The sequence below is a fragment of the Sphingomonas phyllosphaerae FA2 genome (assembly GCF_000427645.1).
Taxonomy (GTDB): Bacteria; Pseudomonadota; Alphaproteobacteria; order Sphingomonadales; family Sphingomonadaceae; genus Sphingomonas; species Sphingomonas phyllosphaerae.
On sequence record NZ_KE386571.1, the window covers coordinates 1,730,348 to 1,748,957 of the forward strand.

An 18,610-nucleotide genomic window follows, 5' to 3' on the forward strand; every position below is an offset into this window, starting at 1 on the left:
CACTAACCGGATCGGCACCGCGCACGGCAGATGCGCCAGCGTCGCCTGGCATCGTTATCCCGGCAGGCTAAGCGGCCTCGCCCTCGTGGAGCGCGCCCATTGCGAGACGTCGGCGGTAAGAAGTTCGGCGGTCCGCCGGATCATGCGGCGAAGCCCGTCGAACCCCGGCGGCTCGTCCTGAACGATCCGGCGCAGCTCGACCAGATGGCTGGCCAGCGCCGCGTTACGCTCGGCCGATCCGGCGAAGTCTCCCTGCATCCGAATACCATAGATGGCGGCACCCATCGCGGGCAGCGCGGCGCTGACCACCGTCACGCCAAGCGGCAGGCTGTGGTGCGATCCCGCTTCGCCATGGCTGAAGAAGGTCCACACCATCTCGATCCCCAGCACGACCGCACAGATCAGCGCGGTGATCGCGAACAACGTGCCGCCAAGGCGATGCAGCCGGTGCTCCAGCTGGTGCATCCGCCCACTCTCGCGCCGGACGTAGCCGATCTGGTCGTCGAGCAACGCCGCTAGGCTTGCATGTGCCTCGCCGAGATAGGCCGCATCGACGCGCGCCGACGGCAGGCCGATCCGTCGCGCGATGTCGCGCCGTTTGCGTCCGGCGGCGTCGCTCCCCGCCGCTCGCGCACCACGCAGGAACAAATCCCCGAGCGGAGCCGAGACCGCGAGGCAGCGAAGCTCCTCGGCCAGCGTCCGGTGATCCAGCCAGCGATCGTGCCACCGTGCACGTGATCCCCACCGCGTGATGATCAGGATCATCGCGATCGACGCGAACTCGCCGGCAGCAAGCACCGGCTTCGCGCCGACCGGCACGACGAGCCCGAGCAGCGCGAGGATGACGGCAAACGACGCAAGTCCGAAGCTGCTGACGAAGGCACTGCGAAACAGCTGCGACGCAAGGCTGGCCTTGCAATCCGCCGTATCGAATTTTGGCCAGAGCTGCGTATCGATGCGCGACTGGAGCGACAGGGTCGGCGCGGTGCTCGGCACCCGCGGCGTCGGGCACGGCCGCCGCAGGTCGGCACGGCGGAATGCCCGGACACCGGTCATCGCGAGTAACAAAGGATAGGCTATCGCGAACAGCGGCGGCGCATCGAATACCGTCCGTCGCCTTCTGGTCTTCGCGCCCGCCGCAGCTCCCGTGTCGGCGCCGCCCAGCCGCGCCATCAGCATCGGCAAATCCGCGACGTTACCCTTCGCGACCGTGTCGACCGCCTCGGGGCCGGACTCATGCGCGTTGAGCCCGCTCCACAACAGAACCGCCTCTCGCGCGGGATCAGGGTCGAGGACCAGCACCGGGATCGCATGGGCGACGGCTTCGGCAACGATCTGCGCCGCCCCGCCGCGCCCGCGCGCAGGCTCGCCGTCCCACACCGCCAGCAAAAGGTCACTCTGGGTCAGGACGACCCGGCCCGCGCGCTCATAGGCGGCGGCTTCCCCGCCGGCTTCGTCGCGCCGTCCGGGCAGTTCCAAGACGTTGGTCGACGCGTCGATCCGCGAGCGCAGCCCGATGGCGGCGGACTCATCGAAGTCGCGGGCATATTCCTCGGCATGGAAGGGCAGCACCGTATCGACCTGCCACCCACGTGCGAGTGCCGCATCCGTCGCCATCATGTCGGCGCCTTCGGCCAGGCTGCCCACCAGACGAAAGCGGCTCGTCGGCGCAGCCCCCGCGATCGCGGACAGCACCGCATCGATGCGCGCGCGCAGCGCCGCAAGATCCACATCGCTGAGCCGCGCCAACCGATGGCCGGTGATCCCGATCGCGATCGGCGCTCCGTCCGCGGAGCCAGCCTCATCGGTCATCGTCGCGCCGCCCGCCGGGCTGTGGCGTGCCGAACCACCTCCGGTGACCTACGCGCCCCGGCGCCCACCGCTTCATGCACGTCCAGCTTTCGCATCTCGCCCCCCGATTCCGCGTGGTTAACGGTAGAAGCGTCCTCCGCCGCCGCCAAGTGTCACGCGACATTTGCCGGCGGTCACGCGATCGATGTGCCGCGTCGATCGCCTCGTCGCTCGCGAAGCCCGAAATATTCTAAACCCTTGCGAAACCTCACAAAGCGACCGAACGTCACGCCGGGGCGGCGGGGGCGCTCCGCTTCGCAGGGGCGATTCGTGAGCCGCTACGCCGCTTTCATCAGCTACAGTCATTCCGACGACAAGGTCGCGCGATGGCTGCATCGCGCGCTGGAAGGCTATCGCATCCCGCGATCGCTGATCGGCAAGGCGTCGCCGTTCGGTCCGGTGTCGCGCAAGCTGCCGCCGGTGTTTCGCGACCGCGACGAACTTCCCGCCAGCGGTGATCTCGGCATCGAGCTGCGCGGGGCGCTTGCCGAATCGCGCTTCCAGATCGTGATGTGCAGCCCCAAGGCAGCGCGTTCGCACTGGGTGAACGAGGAAATCCTCGCGTTCAAGCGCACCCATGGCGAGCATCGGACGCTCGCCGTGATCGTGGCGGGCGAACCCAATGCCGGTGATGACGAATGCTTTCCCCCGGCTCTGCACTTCAAGCTCGCGCCCGACGGCACGTTGGGCACCGAGCCAGCCGAGCCGATCGCCGCCGACCTGCGGCCGGGCAAGGACGGACGTCGTCTCGCGCTGCTCAAGCTGGTGGCGGGGATCGCAGGGGTTCCCCTCGACGCGCTTGCCCGCCGCGACGCCACGCGGCGACAGCGCAAGCTGATCGCGGTCGCGCTGGTTTCGTCGGCGATCGCCGTGGTGACGATCGGGCTCGCGGTCTATGCCGAAGCGCAGCGGCGCGTGGCGGAGCGGCAGCAACGCCTCGCCGACCGAAGCCTGCAATTCCTCATCGGCACCTTCGAGATCGCCAATCCCGCGACCGAAAATCCGCGCACGATCACGGCGTTGACCATCCTGCAACGCGCCAGCCGCCGCGCGGCGGTCGACCTTGACGACGAGCCGGCGGTAAGCGCGCGGCTGTTGCGGGCGACGGGCGAAATCTACGCCAATCTCGGCCTCGCCACGCAATCGTCGCACGATCTTCAACTTGCCTTGTCGCGCTTGCCCCCGACCGGCGCGGAGCGCGCCCGCATCCAGCTGGAACTGGCCCGCCTCGCCTATATTCGTCGGGACGCGCTAGCAACTGAACGGGCGATCGATGCCGCCCAGGCGAGCTACAGACCACGCGATGCCGATGCCAAACTGCTCGATGCCAAAGTTGCGGATTGGCGTGGACGTGCCGCCGTCCTGACCGGTGATTACGCGCGTTCGGCGACGCTGCTCGGCGAGGCGGGCAGACGCTATGCGCTCCTTGACGGCGATTATAGAGGGGAGATCGGCACAACCCAGCTTGATCAGGCAACGTCGCTTCTCCGGCTGCATCGGCTTGCGGAGGCGGATCGCATCTATGCTGCTGCGACCCGCAATTTCATTGCCAAGTTCGGCTTGAACCATGTCTCGACCGCCAGCGCGATCAGGAACCGTGCGCTGTCGGACTTCGAAGGTGGTCGGCTTCCGTCAGCCGAGCGGCGGATCGAGGCGGCGATGGCGATCTATCGACGCGTACTCGAACCGGATCATCCGATCTTCCGCGACGCGTTGGTCATGCAGGGGCGTATCCTGACCGCGGCCGGCCAGACGGATCAGGCACTCGCGGCGCTGGCGGACGCACGCGCGCTGACGGTTAGATTGTACGGTCCCACCAACTCGTCGGTCGGCGACGTGGATTTCTACACCGCCGAGGCCGAGGCTGCCGCCGGTCGGCCGGATGCCGCGCTCGCGCGTGCCGATCGGGTCAAGGCGATCTACGACGCCAGCTATGGCCCCAACGACCCCGATCAAGCGGAACTGCTCGCATTGCGTGCGCGCATCTTCGCGGGCGCGGGTCGCCAGCAAGCGGCCGCGTGGCAGTGCGACCTCGCCATCGCCTTGCGCGTCCGCCTCGCTCCCGACGACCGCGCCTCGCGATCGCGCAGCGATTGCGCACCGCCCAAAAGGGAATAATTTCCAATGAATTTCAAGAACAACCCTTTACAACCTTTAACCATCTTGGGGGTGATCATGGTGAAGACAGGCAAGATTCTGCTGTTGGCGACGGCTGTCGCCTTGCCGGCTGCGACGCCGGCGCGCGCCGCTGTCGTCGTCGAACGCGCGATCGCCAGCAACGCTTTCGGCTATTTCGTGCAGGACAGCGGGCGCGCCTCTCTGGACAGCACCGACGCGACCTCCGGCAACGAGGGGCAGCATTTCACCTTCTTTAATGCCGCGGGCAGCCTCGACGGCTACACGCAGACCGGTTTGCAATTCACCGGTTACGCCAATGAAGCGGACGGCGGATTTTTCTTTCTGCACAACAACTTTTGCGTCGGCATGTGCGCCGTCGGATCCAGCACGCGGATCACCTTCGACATTTTGAACGATAGCGCGGAGGCGGTCGATCTCCGCTTCGATTCGCTCATCACGCCGGGCCATCTCGCCAAGCTTGGGCAGAGCAGCTTCGGAGAGGCCGGGTTCGACTTCTCGGTCAGGCAGGACCCGAACACCGCAAACGGGCGAACGCTGTACAGCGCGTCGGGCGTCGTCAACGACCGCCAGATCGCGGTAACAACGTCGGACGGCGTCGCCTTCAACGGCCTGACCAACGTGATCCGCGAGGACAATTGGACGGTGCTCGATTGGGGCGCGACCAACCTCAACCTCGGTCTCGGCCTTCTTGGTGCCGGGCAGCGTACGACTGTCATCTATGAGGCGACCTATTATGCTGGAACCTTCGACTCGTGCCTTGATCTGACCGCCTGTTCGGGCGTGCAGGTCGTCTTTGGTGATCCCCGGACGAACGGCGGCGGCTCAAACGCGCGGATGGCGCTCGGTGGCCCGACCAGCGTGCCTGTCTATCCGCCGCGCGACGCGATCAACGACGATTACGTCCCCTATACCGCGGGCTTCGCCGTCAACCTGGCGAGCGATCCCCTCCCTGGTCCGCCGCCGGCGATGCCGGTCCTGACCTACAACAACGGGTTCACGCCCGCGACCAGTGCAGGGGCGGTGCCGGAGCCGTCGACATGGCTGACGATGATCCTGGGCTTTGGCGCGATTGGCGCAAGCCTGCGCGCACGTCGACGTCACGGTCGCATGCCACTCGAGCGGGCGTCACGCGTTCAGCTTTGATGCGAAAGACAAGCGCAGCGGCAGCACCAACGACTATTCGCACGGTCGACGCGACGGGCTCAGATTAGCCCTCGCGATGCTCGCTGGCGAGGAGGCCAAAATGGGCATTGCTGCTCGGCGAAAGCAGCTCCTGCCGGACCAACGCCCAACGCGAGAGACGGCACAAAACTTTGCAGATGGCGCAGACCCGTTGCGCACCGCACTGAACCGGATCACGCCGAAAGGCGGTGCCTCGATCGTGGATGAAGAACTAGCCGGCGCACTTAAACAGATTGGTCTCTAGCGCGGGCCATCACCGACGGCCCATCTTACGATTCGAGCGTCAAGTCTGCTTAGCAGAGTGCGGCTTCAAGGCTGTGACGACCCAACACACGCCATTTAGCGGCAGCTGCACGCTTCCCCAGAGCCGCCGTTTGTTCATGTGACCCCCGCCTACGTCAATCAGTTGACCGCGATATCGGGAGAGATTTCCATGTCACTTCTCAGCGGCATACGCCTTCGTTAGCTTCTGGTGATGACCAATCTACCAGCCCATGCTCTCGAGTTCCAAAGCTCTAAGGATCTGGCTTGTTGGCTTGCTGAGCACCACGCGGACAGTGGGGAGCTCTGGGTTCGCATCTACAAGGCGGGATCTGGCCAGCGCTCGGTCACGTGGTCCGACTGCGTCGTAGAGGCGATCCGCTTCGGCTGGATAGACGGCTTGAAGCGTTCCGGCGACGGGCGCTCCTACCTCCAGCGTCTGACGCCGCGCCGGGCGGGATCGAGTTGGTCAACGAAGAACCGTGAACATGCCGATCGGCTGATCGCTGAAGGGCGCATGACCCCCGCCGGACTCGCCCATGTCGAGGCCGCGCGCGCTGATGGACGTTGGGATGCCGCCTACGAGGGCTCGGCTACCATGGTCATACCGCAGGACTTCCTAGACGCGCTAGCGTCCCTGCCCGAGGCCGAAGCGTTCTTCCGGACGCTCGACCGCAAGAACCTGTACCCGATCTACTACCGCCTGCAGACAGCCAAACGGCCGGAGACGCGCGCACGCAGGATGGAGCAGATCCTCGAGCAGCTCAGTCGAGGTGAGCGCTTCCACTGAGACCCAGAACCAGACATCCGAGGCCGCCCTCCCTCGTCCCGTTTCCCGCCGTTCGTTCATCCGGAAGATGGCGGGTTATCGGATACTAGGATCGATGATCCGATGTCTGACCTGGAGGGAAGCGGCCGCTGGCGCACGGAGTTGGGTTTCAGCAGGTGCGCCGGGTGCTGTCAGTCTAATGCGAACCGCTCTCCAGTCGATGCAAATCGGCCTTTTGACGGCGACGTTCAGCTGACAAGCGCCTGCCACTCCGCCAGTGCAGCTGAGCGTCGTTACGGTAGTTTTGTCGGTCGATGAGGTGGCGTTCCAGGCTGAAGTGATTGTGGACGTTGGCGTGGATAGCTGCGAACTTCTGCAGCGTATTCATCTGCCGGAACCGCAACATTGCCCGCTCCCTTCGTCGGAACGGCAAGTGGCTGTTCTCCACCCGGTTGTTCGCCCAGCGGCCTACCTCCTGCTTCTCGGCATTCCCGAGCTCTTTCATCGCGGCACGGTAGCTTCGCAGACCATCAGTCGTAATTGCCTCGGGAGACCCGTGGTGCTTCAGCGCCATCTTCATGAACGCGAGTGCGGCTGCCTTGTCGCGGGTTTAGTAACGTAGCTTTCCAGCACCTCACCCTCATGGTCGACCGCTCGGCACAGGCAGACCATCTCACCGTTTAGCTTCACGTACATTTCGTCCAAGTGCCAGCGCCAGTGACGAAAACCGCCCATGCGGCTCACCCGCTGGCGGCGAATGCCGCTGGCGAACAGCGGACCGAACTTGTTCCACCATAGCCTGACCGTCTCGTGGCAGATGTCGATCCTGCGCTCGAACAGCAAATCCTCGATGTTCCGCAGCTCAGCGAAAAGCGCACGTACAGGTGCTGTCAGTCCAATGCGAACCGCTCTCCACACGATGCATGTCGATCTTTGACGGCAACGTTCAGCTGACGAGCGTCTGCCACTCCGCCAGTGCGGCGGAGCGTCGTTCCCGGTAAGTCTGTCGATCGATGAGGTGGCGCTCCAGGCTGAAGTGGTTATGGACGTTGGCGTGGACGGATGCGAACTTCTGCAGCGTCTTCATCTGCCGGAACCGCAACATCGCTCGCTCCCGTCGTCGAAATGGCAGATGGCTGTTCTCCACCCGATTGTTCGCCCAGCGGCCCACCTCCTGCTTCTCGGCGTTGCCTAGCTCGTTCATGGCGGCACGATAGCTGCGCAGACCATCGGTGGTGATGGCCTCGGGTGAGCCGTGGCGCTTCATCGCCTTCTTCATAAACGCGAGTGCCGCAGCCTTGTCGCGGGTGCGCGTGACGTAGCTTTCCAGTACCTCACCCTCGTGATCCACCGCCCGCCACAGGTAGACCATCTCGCCGTTCAGCTTCACGTACATCTCATCCAGGTGCCAGCGCCAGTGACGAAAGCCGCGCATCCGGCTGACCCGCTGGCGGCCGATGTCACCGGCGAACAGCGGACCAAATCTGTTCCACCACAGCCGCACGGTCTCGTGGCAGATGTCGATCCCACGCTCGAACAGCAGGTCTTCTACATTCCGCAGGCTCAACGGAAACCGCACGTACATCAGCACTACCAGCCGGATCACCTCCGGCGACGAGTTGAAGTAGCGGAACGGAGAGGCTGGCTTGCGCGGACGAGGCATGCCCTGCCCTACCCCACGATCACCCTATTACCAGCCGGTGCATTTGGTTTGACGGTACCCGTCCAGGTGCCAGCGCCAGTGACGAAAGCCGCGCATCCGGCTCACCCGCTGGCGGCGAATGTCTCCCGCGAACAACGGTCCGAACCTGTTCCACCACAGCCTGACCGTCTCATGGCAGATGTCGATCCCGCGCTCGAACAGCAGATCCTCGACGTTCCGCAGGCTCAGCGGGAAGCGCACATACATCAGCACCACCAGCCGGATCACCTCAGGCGAGGAGTTGGAGTAGCGGAACGGCGAGGCTGGCTTGCGGGTGCGGGGCATGTCCCTGCCCTACCTCACACTCACCCGTTTACCAGTAGGTGCATTTGGTTTGACGATGCCGTCACCTACCATATCGCTGGATTGCGCAGCGCCTGATCGAACAGGGGGCTGAAGTCGATGAACCTAATCGACCTTAGGCAACATGCCTGTAGTGATGAAGGCATTGTGGGTGGGCACCCCCGCAAGTGCCCACCCCACCAACTTCAGAAGCCGTAGCTTACCCGTGCGTATCCGAAGCGGCCTGGCACATCATATGTGGTCGGATCGTAGTTGTTGAGGCTGCATGAGAAGCATGCAGGCGGATCAGTGTCGAAGACGTTGTTGATGCCCAGCGTCAGGCCCACGCGGTCTCCGACCCAGCTTGGCCGGAACATCAGTTGCACGTCGCCGTAAAACCGACGGTCCATCGCCCGGCCATTCTGGCTTTCGATGATGTTGTCGATGTAGCGGCCGGTGAACGCCGCCGCGACCGGGCCGATGTCCCAATCGATCGTCGCCTGCCCCTTGAAATGCGGATAGGCCTGATCTGGGCTCCCCCGCTCGGTGCCGGTGAAGTTGATCGTGGTGGTGCCGGTGGTGGCCGGCACGATCTCCTTATAGGCCAGCAGGTAGTTGCCGCTGACCGACAATCCGAAGGAACCCGCACCCGTCTGGCGGGTACGCAGATTGAACGTCGCGTCGACACCGCGGGTCTGTATCCCACCGGTGTTCAGCAACAAGCCATTGATTGCTGAGATGAACCCGTTCGGCGTCCGTTGTACTGCGGCGCACGACAGCGAGTCACCGCTCTGTGCGCAGCGGTTCAGGAGCACGTTGGCCGGGATCGACGCGATCGCGCCACTCACCTTGATGTTGTAGTAATTGACTTCGAGGCTGAGCGCGCTCGCAAAGCCCTCGCGCGCCCACGCGGGGCTGTATACGCCGCCGAACAGCCACGTCTTCGCCGTCTCAGGAGCGAGATCGCGGTTGCCGCCGGTCAGGACGCTGATCTGACCGCCCTGAGGCTCCACATAGCTTCCGTTCGTAGGGACGCCGTTGGCAATGCAGTTCGCGCGCACCGTTGGATTGCTCTGGAACAAGCCGCCCGCCGCGCTCGTGCACGGATCGTCGAGGTTCGCATCGAAGCGCGATTGGGCGCCGAACAGCTCGCCGATCGAAGGCGCGCGGTAACTTTCGGCATACTGGCCACGCAGCAGCAGGTCAGAAACCGGTTTCCACAACACGCCGCCAGTCAGCGAGGTGTTGCTGCCAGAGATCGAGAAGTTGGAGTGGCGCACCGCGCCGTTCAATTCCAGCAATCGCAGAAGCGGCACATCCCGGATCAGCGGCAAGCGCAGTTCGCCGTAGACTTCGTCGACGTCGAAGCTGCCGGAGGCCGCCTGCGCCGGGATGTCTGCGCCCAAGCCAGCCTGGATGATAGGATCTGGGGTGAAGCTACCCTGCTGGTAGCGATGCTCATAACCGGCCGCGATGCCGACCGGACCGCCTGGCAGATCGAACAGTTCGCCCGACAGATTGAAGGTGTAATCGCGCAGCTGCTGCGAGCTGCGGGAGCGCTCATCGAAGCCGACGAAGGCCAGCATCGCCGGCGTAATCGATCCCTGTCCGCCGAAGATGTTGAATGGTACGCACTCGCCAGTGCACTGACCGACCGGACCGAGCGCCTGCGCCAGCCGAGCGGCGTTCAGATTGCCCGTGAACAGCTGATGCGCGTCGTTCACGCCAAGCACAGCATTGGCGTCGTAGTACCAATTGCGGCCGAACAGCTGGAACTTGCCGTCGATCGTACCAGTGACGCTGAACGTGTCGACGGTCTGGCTGTAGGTGCGTTGCCCCGCCTCAATCAGGCGTCGTCCGATCAGCGAATAGGTAGCCGGCTGACCGTTAGTGCCTGAATTTAGCGTGATGCCGAACGGATTGTACGGGTTGGTGGCGTCGATCGAGATCGTGTCGAGCAGATTGCCATTTCCCGCGTCAGGACCGAGGTTGAGGGGGAGGAACGCCGCCTGATTCTGGGACTGGCGATGCGCCCAGCTGGCTTTCACGCGAACGTTGAACAGCTCAGAAAACTCGGCGCGCGAGTTGATGAAGGCGCCGTAGCGCTCATTCGGTGTCAGAAAATAATTATACGGCGCGAAGTTGAAGCGATCCGCCGTGGTGAAGGCGCGGAAGTCGCCGCCGACCAACGTCGGATCGTACACGCCGCGACCATTGAGGGGAGCGTTCCGCACGGTGATCGTGCCGCCGGCTGGGAGCGAGGGATTGCCCGGTGCAAAGACGACACGTCCGTTAAGCGCGGCCCCCGAGCACCCGCCGATCGCGTCGGTGCAGCTCGTCTGGCCCGGATTGGGAAATTGCGAGATGGTGCGGTCGCGGGCGCTGACTGGGTCCTGTTTGGTGTAATAGCCGCCGAGGTCGAGATGGATACGGTCGCTGCCGCCACCCCAACTCAACTGGTAGTTCTGCGTGCCACCATCGTTCTCGCGGAGGTACTGCCCGTATTGCGCCTGAGCGCGAAAGCCATTCTGCCCGGAACGGGTAATGATGTTGACCACGCCGCCAATCGCGTCCGAACCGTACAGCGCTGAGGCAGCGGATTGCAGCACCTCGATGCGCTGGATCATTACGTCGGGGATCGAGTTAAGGTCGACTGTGCCGGGAATGCCGCTCGCGCTGGCGCCATTCACGTAGCGAAGCCCGTCGACCAAGACGAGCGTGCGCTTGGCGCCGAGGTAGCGCAGGTCGATCGCAGCCGACCCAGCGCCAACGCCGCCGCCATCCGGCGGATTGCCCAGATTGCCGGAGTTGTTGAACTTGCTGTTAAGCCCGCCCGACGACGCAGGCAGACGCTGCAACACGTCGGCAACCGACGACAGGCCGGTTTTCCCTATTGCCGCCTCGTCGATCGTCACGACTGGTGAGGGATTGTCGAGCGGATCGCGACGGATGCGCGAGCCGGTGACGACGATGTCACCACCTTCAGCGGCAGCTGTTTCTGTTGCAGCCTGTTCGGGAGCTGCTTGCGCATGCGCACCAGTTGGGGAGACCGCCGCGACGATGAGCGCGATAAAGCTGGTACGTTGAGCAAGAAGCTGCCGCATATGGTTCCCTGTTTGAAGCGCTTACGTGAGCACCTCACTCAAGGATGAACGCCGACGGAGGGTCGGTGCAAGATTGTTAAAGCTCCTGCGAAGCCAAAAGAAGCTTTATATCCGCAGGTGTGGTTAATCTGACACATTTCAGTGATTGCTCTAGTGAACAAGCTTCCGCTCTGACAGCTATGGTTGAGAGGGCCTGACAGACGCATGTGCAACCGCTACCGCATGACCGAGGCGCAGATTGCACTGGCCGCCCGCTACGGCATTGAAGCACCTTTTCCGCCCGATCACACGATCCCGCCGCCTGAGCTATTCCCCGACAAGCCGGCCTACGTCGGGCGCCAGAAGGACGGCGCCCGCACGCTCGACGTCATGCGCTGGGGCTTCCCGCGGAAGGTGCCGGGCAAGCGCATCGACAAGGTGACCGGCGAGCCCATGCTGCTCGACACGAAAGTGACGAACGTCAGGAACTACACGTCGCCGTTCTGGAAGTCGGCGCTGGCAAACCCCGAGCGGCGGTGCCTCGTCCCATTCACCAGCTTCAGCGAGTACGGTCCCGGCCCGACCGGCGAGCGCCCGCTGTTCTGGTTTGACGTACCCAGCCAGCCGATCGTCAGCTTCGCAGGCGTGTGGCGGCGGGTCGAGGGCGGCGCAGTATTTCCGTTCCTGACGACCGATCCCAACCCGCTGGTGGCACCGATCCACCCTAAAGCCATGCCGGTGCTGCTAGACGAGGAAGATGAGGAGCGTTGGCTGACGCACTTGTTTGACGACGCTGTCTCGCTCGCCAAGCCCTTCCCGTCGCAGTTGATGAAGGCCGAATCTGATGTCTCTGTGGGCATGAACCACGATAGCCTTGGCTCGCTATTCGACTGACCCATCTGCAAGTGAACATTCGCCTCGTGAAGATGGGGCAGACTGCACCAAGCACGCGAAAGGCCGTAGGATGACTCCCCGGCTTTCGCCTACACGATCAACGATAGGATCAGACGAGCTGCAATGCGGGCTTGCGACGCATTGCGTATCCTACAACACCAAAGCCGAGGATCATCATCACCCAAGTTGCGGACTCCGGAACTGCAGACTTCACTGCCGTGATCGTGACAGCGACCTGCTTGCTACCCCCAGAAATACCCGGATAACCAATCAGTGGGATCATGCTACAACCGCTAGTATCTCCGCCGCAGGTTCGGCTTGCGAACAGGTTATATGTTCGTGTGGCAGTCTTAAAAAGCAAACCGTTCTCATCAATCATCGGTTTCGTGCCAGTAGGATAAATTAAATTCGACGCGAAGTACGGCCCTTTCTCCGGATCTGCTGCTACAAGTGAAACGGATAGGCCGCCGAATTTGCCGGTCATCGAAGTTACGAGATAGCCTGGAACGCTTTGGCCGGTCGGGGGCTCGTCGATATTATAAGCGTAGGGCTGATCGGTTGCCGTCAGCGTGCCAGACCCGGAGAATCCCCCCGTGATCTTCCAGTCGAAGACGGCAGCCTGCGCCGGAAGCGCTAACACACCAAGACAAAGCACAAGCACTGCCTTGCCGATTTTCTTCACCATATATCTGTTCCCCACGTGACTTGTTCCTGAGACCTAATTCATCGGCCGCGTGATGCTCGCCGTCGCCCTCGCTCCAGATGGCTCGACCGTTAAGGGACTGCGTATGGCAGGTCGCGGGGAATTTAGATGGTTGGGACGCGCGGCATCCATCCACGGGATTCCAGGTTTGCCAGGTGAGCCAGGTCGAGGCGATGGCCCTTAGAAACCCGGCTCATTCCCTCTTTGCCGCCCCAATCCGCGACTTGCGTGAAGCCTTCGCGTGGGAGACAGAGTGCTCGACGATCAACTTTCTTGGATCTGCAATGCCCATCGATTCGCGCAGCTCCATTCCAAAGATCGTCATGGATACATCGACCCTGCCCGAGGCCGAGCAATTCGCGTACTGGGCCGCGCATTCGCGCGGCGCGCGGCTGCGACAGGTTGCACCGGGGCCTTTTCTCGCGCGTGGTGACCTGTGGAGCCTCGGCGGACTGCAAATCACGCTGGTCGACATTGATCCGTTCGTGGCGGTACGTGATCAAGCGTTGGTCAATGCAGTCGAGGCAGACTATATTCAGCTCGTTCAACTGATCGAGGGCGCAATCACCTTCGAAGCTGGTGGCGTGACGATGGACTTGGAAGCGCCCGTCTCGTTCGTCCGCGACTATGGACAGCCCAGTACCGCGACATCAACCCGCATGCGCTGCTTGATCCTCTATTTTTCCCGTGACTTCTTGGAGGAGGTGGTGGGCCCTGTGAACATCCAGCGAGCGCTTGTCCCGGTTCCCGAACTTGATCTGCTGCGAGACGTGGCGATGGACCTGATCCGCTTCTTTCCTGCGGCGGTGGCGAGCAGCGCGCCGCTTTACGCAACGATCCTGCGCGACCTTGCCGCAGCGGCGTTGCTGCGTGCAGGAGTGGGCAGGCACGGTGACCAATTGTCGTTGCTGGCCAAGGCAAAGGCCTATGTCGCGACACAGCCGCCGGGGTCGCTTTCCGTTACCGAAGCCACCGCCGCACTGACGATCTCGCGATCAGCCCTGTACAGGTTGTTCGAGCGCGACGGCGGCCTGCTGGCGTACGATCGCAGGCGCCGGTTGCGCGCTGCGCACCGTGCGATGTGCAACCCTCTTAACACAAGCACCCTTGCCGAGATTGCCAGGCGCTACGGGTTCCGCGATCAGGCCGCTCTGGTGCGCAGCTTCCGCAAGGCATTTGGCCGATCGCCGAGCGAGATACGTGAGCAGCATGCTCGGCCCGAGACCGTAGTGACCATGACGCAGTCAGATGAGATCCGAGAGGCTATTGAGAGCATCGGCTAACCCCGTTCATGCCAAGATCGATGCAACCTGCGCCTTCTTCGCTTGTAGACTGTTATTGCTACGAAGAGGACAGCCATGACGACCTACCCGCTAAGCGAGCCTGCCACGATTTACGGAGATGAGGGAGGCGCTGAGGTGCTAGGCAAGGGCACGCTGGCCGAATGCGCCGACATAGTCCGCGGCCTGTCTGACGAAGCTCGATCGTCGGCTGCGATCAAGATGGATGATCTCCCACTGACGTATGGACCTGCGGAGGTCAGCGAACTGGTCCACTTTCTCAGGAATGAAGACGAAGGCCTGTCCGACAGGGACATCGCCGACATCGCCGGCTCAATCGAGTAATTACCCCATATGTTGTGGATCACCTGCGCCACTGAGGATCTGCGTTATGCCCGACGGCGCCTTCATCGACGATCCCCGCGAAGTCATGCGGCAGCAGATCGCACTCGCCGTCGCTTCGCCCATCGAGGAGGTACGCGCGATCCACATTCGCGCGGCCGAGCATCATGCTCAAATTGCCAAGGGCAGCGATCTTTCATTTGACGATCTGGGCGTCGTGCCGCCGCGTCGCTCGGGTCACAGAAGGCAACAGCGCGACTAGATACTCGACCAAGGAGAAGACTGATCGCCCATGCCACCAACGTCGTCCATTGCGACGGTCCAAACAGCCCTCACGCGTTCGACATCATCCCGCTGCAGCCGCGGAATGGAACGCTCGATGCCAAGTGCCCGATCTGCAAGGGACACGGGCAGTGGAACACCGAGATCGATCTCGTGAGTTTCCGGTGCAAGCGAGCAGTCTGCGACTGTTGCAAAGGGGCTGGCTGGATCGAAACTGGCAACGACCCTGTCGGCCACGCTGACATCGTCATGTCCCCAAACGGCTACCCGCAGTGGGTGGTCGCATTCGAACCGCGCCAAGATTCAGAGCATGCGGTCGCTGATCCCACGGCGCCGTTATCGCCGGAGCAGTTTGACAGATAGAAGAGCACCCAGTCCCGAGCTCAACCGGTATAGCCCGCGTAACGGGGTGAGAGCCACGATCGGTGCTGTCAGTGTAATGCGAACCGCGCTCTACTCGATGCACCTCGGTCTTTAACGGCGACGTTCAGCTGACGAGTGCCTGCCACTCCGCCAGCGCGGCAGAGCGTCGCTCCCGATAGGTCTGTCAGTCCGTGAGATAGCGCTCGAGGCTGAAGTGGTTGTGGACGTTGGCGTGGACGGAGGCGAACTTCTGTAGCGCCTTCATCTGCCGGAAGCGCTGCATCGCCCGCTCCCGTCGTCGGAATGGCAGATGGCTGTTCTCCACCCGGTTATTCGCCCACCGGCCGACCTCCTGTTTGCCCCGATTGTCGAACTCGTTCATCGCAGCGCCGTAAGAGCGCAAGCCATCGGTGGTGATTGCCTCAGGTGAGCCATGCCGCTTGAGCGCCTTCTTCATGAAGCGAAGTGCCGCATCCTTGTCTCTGGTGCGAGTGACATAACTCTCGAGGATTTCTCCCTCATGGTCGACCGCTCTCCACAGGTAGACCATCTCGCCGTTCAGCTTCACGTATATCTCGTCCAGGCGCCAGCGCCAGTGCCGGAATCCTCGCATCCGGCTCACCCGCTGACGGCGCACCTCGCCTGCGAACAGCGGTCCGAACCTGTTCCACCACAGCCGCACCGTTTCATGGCAGATGTTGATTCCGCGCCCTTGAGCGTGATGACCTGGCAACCAGGCCATTGCTCGTCATCGCGCGCGAGCGGCTTTGAAGACCCACAAGCAGTCATCAAGCCCTGAAATCGTTTTCCCCTTCCCGATGCTTGTTCGTCTTCTTTTGTATGTTAGTACGGTGCCGCGCGCACGCTTATCGCCGGTGGCTTGCAGGTCTGACGAGTGATGCCTCCGGTGCCGTGCTGATCTCTGAGGCGGCGATCATATATACGCGCGATGCCCACCAATTCGACGCCCTGCGTGCTCGCGCTCGGAGACAGCCTGACTGCCGGCTATGGCCTGCCGACACGCGCCTCGTTTGCAGCAAAGCTCGAACAGGCGCTGCGCAACCGTCACCCGGGCGCGACCGTGCACAACGCCGGCGTGTCGGGGGATACCACCGCCGACGCGCTCCGCCGCCTGCCGCGCGTGTTGAGCGGCCTTGCGTGCAAACCCGATCTCGCCATTGTCGAACTCGGCGCGAACGACCTGCTGCGCGGTGTTGCCCCTGCACGCACCAGGGCGAACCTGGCCGACATTCTCGGCACCTTGACGTCGTGCGGCATTGCGACTTTCCTGACCTCCTTCGAGGTGCCGCCGTTCCTGCGCGCCCATGCCCCGTCATACGACGGCATGTACGCCGATCTCACGGCGCGCCATGGCGCCGATCACGCCCCATTCTTCCCGCCCGGCGTCATGGGCCACCCGCGGCTGACTCTCCCAGACGGCCTCCACCCCAACGCGCGCGCGATCGAGCTGGTCGTCGCGCATCTCCTGCCCGCGATCATCTCGGCGCTCGGTCGCCAGCCCGCCCCGCTCACCTGATTGCGCCGGTCGGAACGACCACGTCCTTGGATCGTCGGGCTCCTGTCGAGTGGAACGAGGCGGCAAGTATGACAGGCAGAGCGGCAGCGACGCGGGTGGTCATCACCGGCGCATCAAGCGGGATCGGCGCAGCGACCGCTCTCGCCTTCGCCCGGCACGGGGCGCATCTGGTGCTCGCCGCGCGGGGTGCCGCCGGGCTGGAGGATATCGCCGCGCGCTGCCGGGCGGCGGGTGGCGAGGCGCAGGTGCAGACCGTCGACGTGACCGATGCCGGCGCCGTCGCGCAACTTGCTTCAGCGGCGCGCGACCTTCTCGGCGGCATCGACCTATGGTTCAGCAACGTCGGCGTCGGCGTCGTCGGCCGCTATCAAGACGTGCCCATCGAGGATCATGCGCAGGTCGTCGCCGCCAACCTCATCGGGCACATGAACGATGCGCACGCGGTGTTGCCGATCTTCCTTGCGCAGGATCATGGTACGTTCGTCAACATGATTTCGGTCGGCGGTTTCGTCGCGACGCCCTATGCGGCAGCCTATGCCGCCAGCAAGTTCGGGCTGCGCGGCTTCAGCGAGGCGCTCCGCGGCGAATTGTCGAAGCACCCGCGCATCCACGTCTGCGACGTATACCCGACCTTCGTCGATACACCCGGCATCGACCATGCCGCCAATTACACGGGCGCGAAGCTGTCGCTTCCGCCCGGCGCGCTGGCGCCGGAGACGGTGGCCAAGGCGGTTGTCCGGCTTGCCGATCATCCGCGGAGCACCACGGTGGTCGGCGCGCCTGCCATAGCCATGAAGCTCGGCCAGTTCTTTGTCCCGAACCTTTCGGCAGCGATGATGAACGGGTTCATGGATCGCTGGAGCGACAAGGCGGAGGCCCGTTTGGACAGTAGCGGCGCGCTGTTCGACCCGCCCGCGAGCGTCAGCGGGATCGAGGGCGGTCGACGTCATCCCGACCGGCGGCGCAAGGCAGCGGCGGTCGGCGTCTTAGCCACGGCCGGGCTGGCTGTTTTGGGTGTGCTGCGGTGGCGGCGGGCATAAACGCGCCCCTCACCACGCCCGACGCGCGCTACATCATCGTGCGCGGGCGGTTATGGCGCCGGAGCAATCCGTCGCTCGCGCCGCACCTGCGACAGGCGCTGGTCGACGAGCTCATGTCCGCCCGCCGCGCCGTGCGGGTTGCGTTGCGGAGCGACGACAAAGCGTTGCTCCGACAAGCGCGCGAGCGCGTCGATGCCGCCAAGGTCGGGCTCGGTGAGCGTGGGCCGGTTTGGTGGACCGACGGAACGCCGGACCTGAACCGCCATATGGCGCGAAATACCGGCTATGCGGAGTCGTATGCGAACTTGGAGAAAGGCCAGTGAACGTGTTCCTCGACTTCGAAGCCTCTTCGCTGGCGGATCGAAGCTATCCGATCGAGGTGGCGTGGGTGTTCGAAGACGGCCGATGCGAAAGCTATCTGATCGCGCCGGCACCCGGCTGGAGCGACTGGGACCCGGACGCCGAACGAATCCATGGGATCGCGCGCGAGACGTTGGTCCACGAGGGCACCGCGCACGAGATTGTCGCGGGCCGGATGGTGGAAGCGCTGTCCGACCATGCGCTTTTCGCCAGCGCGCCGTCATGGGACGGCAAGTGGATGAGCGCGGTGCTGCGGGCCGCAGCCCTTCCCCGCCATGCCCTGCGTCTGCAGGACACCGACGTGGCGCTATGCGAAACCGCGGCCGCAATCCTGCGCGAGGTCGTTCCGGCAAACGGGCTGACGACGACGGTCCGCGACCTTGTCGCGCGCGTGAATGCGACCAAGAGCGACGCTCCCGCGCACCGCGCGCTGGCCGATGCGAAGGCGGAATGCGACCTGTGGCGAAAGGTGCGTGACGACGCCTTGTCCTACGCTGCCGCGCGCGCCGGCGCATGAGCCGCCCTACTGCTCGCGCACGC

15 protein-coding genes and 3 pseudogenes are annotated in these 18,610 nt (G+C 63.7%); 11 read left to right on the forward strand and 7 right to left on the reverse strand.

Features of this window, described 5'->3' with window-relative positions; all coding sequences use genetic code 11:
• Window positions 1-54 precede the first annotated feature (54 nt).
• Window positions 55-1,812, reverse strand: coding sequence for a DUF4231 domain-containing protein (locus tag SPHPH_RS20755; RefSeq protein ID WP_051272918.1), 1,758 nt, complete (start codon window positions 1,810-1,812; stop codon window positions 55-57).
• A 309-nt stretch (window positions 1,813-2,121) separates the two neighbouring features.
• Here SPHPH_RS20755 and SPHPH_RS20430 point away from each other — a divergent pair, with 309 nt between their 5' ends.
• The 3 genes from SPHPH_RS20430 (at window position 2,122) to SPHPH_RS21545 (ending at window position 6,223) form a co-directional block, all read left to right on the forward strand.
• Complete coding sequence (locus SPHPH_RS20430; protein ID WP_051272919.1) at window positions 2,122-3,969, forward strand: toll/interleukin-1 receptor domain-containing protein; 1,848 nt, start codon at window positions 2,122-2,124, stop codon at window positions 3,967-3,969.
• Between the two features lie 57 nt (window positions 3,970-4,026).
• On the forward strand, window positions 4,027-5,133 hold the full coding sequence (locus SPHPH_RS21540) for a PEPxxWA-CTERM sorting domain-containing protein (RefSeq protein WP_238302978.1): 1,107 nt from the start codon (window positions 4,027-4,029) through the stop codon (window positions 5,131-5,133).
• Between the two features lie 514 nt (window positions 5,134-5,647).
• Window positions 5,648-6,223 (forward strand): YdeI/OmpD-associated family protein, encoded by a 576-nt coding sequence (locus SPHPH_RS21545; RefSeq protein ID WP_028966323.1) that lies wholly within the window; start codon window positions 5,648-5,650, stop codon window positions 6,221-6,223.
• Between the two features lie 227 nt (window positions 6,224-6,450).
• Here SPHPH_RS21545 and SPHPH_RS21770 read toward each other — a convergent pair.
• From SPHPH_RS21770 to SPHPH_RS0108520, 4 genes and pseudogenes are all read right to left on the reverse strand, one after another.
• Window positions 6,451-7,086 (reverse strand): annotated as a pseudogene (locus SPHPH_RS21770) (IS6 family transposase); the annotation flags it as partial.
• A gap of 62 nt (window positions 7,087-7,148) precedes the next feature.
• Entirely contained in the window at window positions 7,149-7,865 is a 717-nt protein-coding gene (locus SPHPH_RS0108510) for an IS6 family transposase (protein WP_028966324.1), read from the reverse strand.
• Between the two features lie 60 nt (window positions 7,866-7,925).
• Window positions 7,926-8,189: pseudogene (locus SPHPH_RS19250) on the reverse strand (IS6 family transposase); the annotation flags it as partial.
• Between the two features lie 203 nt (window positions 8,190-8,392).
• Entirely contained in the window at window positions 8,393-11,290 is a 2,898-nt protein-coding gene (locus tag SPHPH_RS0108520; protein WP_028966325.1) for a TonB-dependent receptor domain-containing protein, read from the reverse strand.
• A 204-nt stretch (window positions 11,291-11,494) separates the two neighbouring features.
• Here SPHPH_RS0108520 and SPHPH_RS19255 point away from each other — a divergent pair, with 204 nt between their 5' ends.
• Window positions 11,495-12,163: an SOS response-associated peptidase gene (locus tag SPHPH_RS19255; RefSeq protein ID WP_051272920.1), complete on the forward strand. Its 669-nt coding sequence runs from the start codon at window positions 11,495-11,497 to the stop codon at window positions 12,161-12,163.
• A gap of 109 nt (window positions 12,164-12,272) precedes the next feature.
• Here SPHPH_RS19255 and SPHPH_RS21110 read toward each other — a convergent pair whose 3' ends face one another.
• Complete coding sequence (locus tag SPHPH_RS21110) at window positions 12,273-12,848, reverse strand: PEPxxWA-CTERM sorting domain-containing protein (protein WP_156025906.1); 576 nt, start codon at window positions 12,846-12,848, stop codon at window positions 12,273-12,275.
• Between the two features lie 173 nt (window positions 12,849-13,021).
• On the opposite strand from SPHPH_RS21110, the gene SPHPH_RS0108530 reads away from it, so the two are divergent.
• The 3 genes from SPHPH_RS0108530 (at window position 13,022) to SPHPH_RS0108540 (ending at window position 14,750) form a co-directional block, all read left to right on the forward strand.
• Window positions 13,022-14,149 carry a helix-turn-helix domain-containing protein gene (locus SPHPH_RS0108530; RefSeq protein WP_028966326.1) on the forward strand — a complete coding sequence of 376 codons (1,128 nt, stop codon included), beginning with the start codon at window positions 13,022-13,024 and terminating at the stop codon, window positions 14,147-14,149.
• A 75-nt stretch (window positions 14,150-14,224) separates the two neighbouring features.
• Window positions 14,225-14,491, forward strand: a complete 267-nt coding sequence (locus tag SPHPH_RS0108535) for a hypothetical protein (protein WP_028966327.1) — start codon at window positions 14,225-14,227, stop codon at window positions 14,489-14,491.
• Between the two features lie 46 nt (window positions 14,492-14,537).
• Window positions 14,538-14,750, forward strand: a complete 213-nt coding sequence (locus SPHPH_RS0108540; RefSeq protein WP_028966328.1) for a hypothetical protein — start codon at window positions 14,538-14,540, stop codon at window positions 14,748-14,750.
• A 567-nt stretch (window positions 14,751-15,317) separates the two neighbouring features.
• On the opposite strand, the pseudogene SPHPH_RS19260 reads toward SPHPH_RS0108540, so the two are convergent.
• A pseudogene (locus SPHPH_RS19260) lies at window positions 15,318-15,842 on the reverse strand (IS6 family transposase); the annotation flags it as partial.
• Window positions 15,843-16,082: 240 nt separating this feature from the next.
• Between SPHPH_RS19260 and SPHPH_RS0108550 the strand changes: the two are divergent.
• From SPHPH_RS0108550 to SPHPH_RS0108565, 4 genes are all read left to right on the forward strand, one after another.
• Window positions 16,083-16,670 carry an arylesterase gene (locus tag SPHPH_RS0108550; RefSeq protein ID WP_028966329.1) on the forward strand — a complete coding sequence of 196 codons (588 nt, stop codon included), beginning with the start codon at window positions 16,083-16,085 and terminating at the stop codon, window positions 16,668-16,670.
• 68 nt (window positions 16,671-16,738) lie between these two features.
• Entirely contained in the window at window positions 16,739-17,710 is a 972-nt protein-coding gene (locus SPHPH_RS0108555) for an SDR family oxidoreductase (RefSeq protein ID WP_037488313.1), read from the forward strand.
• Window positions 17,695-18,033 (forward strand): hypothetical protein, encoded by a 339-nt coding sequence (locus SPHPH_RS0108560; RefSeq protein ID WP_238302986.1) that lies wholly within the window; start codon window positions 17,695-17,697, stop codon window positions 18,031-18,033. Before SPHPH_RS0108555 ends, SPHPH_RS0108560 begins: the two co-directional genes overlap by 16 nt.
• The gene (locus SPHPH_RS0108565; RefSeq protein ID WP_028966332.1) at window positions 18,030-18,587 is read left to right on the forward strand and encodes a 3'-5' exonuclease; all 558 of its coding nucleotides are present in this window, start codon (window positions 18,030-18,032) and stop codon (window positions 18,585-18,587) included. Before SPHPH_RS0108560 ends, SPHPH_RS0108565 begins: the two co-directional genes overlap by 4 nt.
• Window positions 18,588-18,610: the final 23 nt, after the last annotated feature.